This is a genomic window from Rhodovulum sp. BSW8, assembly GCF_003314725.1.
Classification (GTDB): domain Bacteria; phylum Pseudomonadota; class Alphaproteobacteria; order Rhodobacterales; family Rhodobacteraceae; genus Rhodovulum; species Rhodovulum visakhapatnamense.
Genome location: NZ_QNVX01000028.1, coordinates 1 through 3,457, shown reverse-complemented (window position 1 = coordinate 3,457; position 3,457 = coordinate 1). Strand labels below are relative to the sequence as shown.

The following is a 3,457-nucleotide window of genomic DNA, read 5'->3' as shown; positions in this document are numbered from 1 at the left end:
TGAAACGGCTTTTCCTCATTCGTCTGCTCCTTCAGGTCGGGCAGACTCTACGCTACGGCGAGGGAACTTCCGGGGGGCAGGTCAGAACGCGAAGCTGAAACGCCTACTGGCGGATGCGATGCTGGACAACGTGGTTCTGAAGGATCTGTTGGGAAAACCCTGACGACACCGATGGCGCGGCGGGACGCGGTGCTGCGGGCGATGAAGGATCACCCGATCCGCGACACGCCCGTTTCGGCGATCACGACGCCCCTTGTGTCGGGTATCCATGACAAGGCGGCGGGCAAGATAGGCTGGCGGCGGGCAAACATGGTGCGCACCTTCCTGAGCCAAGTTTTTCGCTATGCCATTCCGCGCGGGCTGATCGACCGGGACTATGCGGCGGGCGTCATTCCCAAGCCGCGCCCGAAAGATCGGCCCTATGCCAACCGGCCCTGGACGGTCGAGGAGCGCGCCGTTGTGCTGGATCGGGCCGCGCCTCACGTCCGGGTGGCGGTCGCGCTGATTATGAACACGGGCCTTGATCCGTCCGACGCGCTCAAGCTGACCCGTCGCCAGATCGAAGGCAACACGATCTGGGGCGTCCGGGGCAAGACGGGGCATCAGGTCGCCATTCCTATCGGCCCGACGCTGCAAGCGGCTCTGGACGCTGCACCGGCCCACGACGCGGTGACGATCCTTGCCACGTCTCCCGGGAAGCCCTGGACCTACAACGGCTTTTCGACGGTTTGGCACCGCTTCAAGAAGAAGCTGGAAGCTGAGGAAGCCGTGCAACCCGGTCTGACCCTCAAGGGCCTGCGGCATACCGTGGCCACGACGCTGCGCGAGGCGGGGCTAGAGGAACGCCAGATTGCGGACCTGCTGGGGCAGAAAACCCCTTCGATGGCCCGCCACTATTCCCGGTCCGCCAACCTTGCGGACCGCAACCGGCTCACGATGGAAACACTCGAAAAGGAGAACGAACGCCGATCAAAAGTTGTCAAACCCTTCAAGAAAACTGTCAAACCCTGAGAGGCTCAAGAATGAATATCGAGCAATATCAAGCGTTTGAATGGTGCCCGGGGGCGGAATCGAACCACCGACACGAGGATTTTCAATCCACTGCTCTACCCCTGAGCTACCCGGGCGAGGGCGAAGCAATCGTGCTTCGGGTGGCAGGTGTTTAGGCGAGAGCAGCGGGGGTGTCCAGAGGATCCGATCCGTTTCCGAAGGATTTTTGTCGCACGCAGTCCTCTCTGCGCGTGGGATCTGTCCCGGCCGGACGGCAGGTCCTGTCCGTGTGAGGAGCACCAGATAGTTCTGCCTTTTTTGTCAGAGGATTTGCCTCTGCCGCGCAGGCCGGTGCCGTTTTCCCTACGAAAATCCATGCTGCCTCGATCCACGCCCATGTTGTGTTGATCTCTCCGCAGCCCTTTCCCCTGTCAAACCCGAGGATGGCCCATGAGCGCCCCTTTCTTCGTCCTGACGGGCGGCCCCGGTGCGGGCAAGACCAGCCTGATCGCCGAGCTTGCCCGCCGCGGCTTTCACACAATCCCCGAATCCGGCCGCGCGATCATTCGCGAGGAAATGCAGAGCGGCGGAGATGCCCTTCCCTGGGCCGACCTTGCTGCCTGCGCCGAACGGATGCTGGAGCGGGACCTGCGCGCCCACCGCGCCGCACGGGCACTCTCAGGCCCTGTGATCTTCGATCGCGGCATTCCTGACATCTTGGGATACCTGACGCTCTGCAACCTCCCCGTGCCGCCCCATGTGGCCACAGCGGCCAAGGCAGCCCGCCACAACCGTCGCGTCTTCCTGGCGCCCTACTGGGACGAGATCTTCACGCAGGACCCCGAGCGCAAGCAGAGCCAGACCGAGGCCGAAGCGACCTGCTCCGTTATGTTCGAGACTTACATCGCGTTCGGCTACGAGATCATCGAGTTGCCGCGCACGGATATCGCATGGCGCGCTGACTTTGTTTGTGAGCAGCTCGCTATCTAACAGTCATCTCCAGATGCCGCGGTTGAACTGCGGCATCGGACAATCCACACGGCTGAGGTGCCCCAGATCTCTTAGACACCTGCCTGGTTCAGTTTGTGCTGTCTGGTCTCATAGTCAATGGGCGACAGCATGCCGTTGTTCGTGTGCTTGCGCTTCGGGTTGTGGAACAGTTCGATGTATTTGAACATGTTTCGCCGGGCGTCGTTGCGGGTCGGATATGTGCGCCGCCTGATCCGCTCCCGCTTCAGCAACTGGAAGAAGCTTTCTGCAACGGCATTGTCGTGACAGTTTCCGCGCCGGCGCATGCTCGGTTCCAGATTGTGCCGATGTTGAAAGATCTGCCACTCGCGGCTGGTGAACTGCGCCGGGCACAAGACGATCATGATCGACGCGACGTATCTCAAGGCACACCGCACGGCATCGAGCCTGCGCGTCAAAAAGGGGGGCGTGGGCGCCTGATCGAACGGGCGGGATGAACACCAAGCTGCACGCCGTTGCCGATGCCAAAGGGCGACCGATCGGGTTCTTCATGTCGGCCGGGCAGGTCAGCGATTACACCGGCGCGGCGGCGCTGCTGGGCGAGCTTCCGAAAGCGGGCTGGCTGCTCGCCGATCGAGGTTATGATGCTGATTGGTTCAGAGAAGCGTTGAAAGACAAGGGGATAAAGGTCTGCATCCCCGGTCGAAAGTCCCGCAAGACGGCCGTGAAATACGACAAGCGCCGCTACAGGCGCCGCAACCGCATAGAGATCATGTTCGGCCGCCTCAAGGACTGGCGGCGCGTCGCCACACGATACGATCGGTGCCCGGACACGTTCTTCTCTGCGATCATGCTCGCCGCAACCGTCCAGTTCTGGCTATGATCAAAAACGAGTCCTGAGCCTAGGAAGCACTCTGATCGAGGTGAAACCTACGGACCGGAACTGTGTTTCTGGCGACTTCCGGCAGGTCCTGATGTATGGGATCTTGAAGTACGCCTCGTCAATCGAAGGCGAGCTGGACGTGTGGACTGATTGCCTGCTGCTGAATCCTCGCAGGAACTCCGCTTTCCTGGTGAATTTTGACAAGCTGCTTCGCTCTGCTTCCGCGAGTTCCGGTCGTGTCGAAGTATATGAATACCTGCGGTCCGTCTTCGGCCATGACTTGGAGAGGAGATAGGGTGTGACCAGCCCCCCGGAAGTTCCCTCGCCGTAGCGTAGAGTCTGCCCGACCTGAAGGAGCAGACGAATGAGGAAAAGCCGTTTCACCGAGGCGCAGATTATCGGGATGCTCAAGGAGCAGGAGGCGGGTTTGCCCACCTCGGAACTTTGCCGGAAGCATGGGTTGAGCCCGGCGACCTTCTACAAGCTCAAGGCCAGGTATGGCGGGATGGACCTGTCGGACGCCAAGCGGCTGAAGCGGCTCGAGGATGAGAACGCGAAGCTGAAGCGCCTGCTGGCGGATGCCATGCTGGACAACGTTGTTCTGAAGGATCTGCT

The 3,457-nt window shown here is 61.1% G+C and carries 3 protein-coding genes, 1 tRNA gene and 3 pseudogenes; 5 read left to right on the top strand and 2 right to left on the bottom strand.

Annotation, left to right across the window (positions count from 1 at the left end):
• Nucleotides 1-82: 82 nt before the first annotated feature.
• A pseudogene (locus DSD19_RS22095) lies at nt 83-219 on the top strand (IS3 family transposase); the annotation flags it as partial.
• On the top strand, nt 202-1,011 hold the full coding sequence (locus DSD19_RS22370; RefSeq protein ID WP_371412602.1) for a tyrosine-type recombinase/integrase: 810 nt from the start codon (nt 202-204) through the stop codon (nt 1,009-1,011). The pseudogene DSD19_RS22095 and the gene DSD19_RS22370, both read left to right, overlap by 18 nt.
• A gap of 41 nt (nt 1,012-1,052) precedes the next feature.
• Here DSD19_RS22370 and DSD19_RS13175 read toward each other — a convergent pair.
• Nucleotides 1,053-1,127 (bottom strand) — tRNA-Phe (locus tag DSD19_RS13175).
• Between the two features lie 313 nt (nt 1,128-1,440).
• On the opposite strand from DSD19_RS13175, the gene DSD19_RS13170 reads away from it, so the two are divergent.
• Nucleotides 1,441-1,980, top strand: a complete 540-nt coding sequence (locus tag DSD19_RS13170; RefSeq protein WP_113669918.1) for an AAA family ATPase — start codon at nt 1,441-1,443, stop codon at nt 1,978-1,980.
• A 71-nt stretch (nt 1,981-2,051) separates the two neighbouring features.
• Here DSD19_RS13170 and DSD19_RS13165 read toward each other — a convergent pair.
• A pseudogene (locus tag DSD19_RS13165) lies at nt 2,052-2,345 on the bottom strand (IS3 family transposase); the annotation flags it as partial.
• Here DSD19_RS13165 and DSD19_RS13160 point away from each other — a divergent pair.
• Both DSD19_RS13160 and DSD19_RS13150 read left to right on the top strand, forming a co-directional pair.
• A pseudogene (locus DSD19_RS13160) lies at nt 2,344-2,842 on the top strand (IS5 family transposase); the annotation flags it as partial. The pseudogenes DSD19_RS13165 and DSD19_RS13160 overlap by 2 nt on opposite strands.
• A gap of 364 nt (nt 2,843-3,206) precedes the next feature.
• Nucleotides 3,207-3,457 (top strand): transposase (locus DSD19_RS13150; RefSeq protein WP_133260432.1); only part of this gene is annotated, 251 nt, incomplete at its 3' end.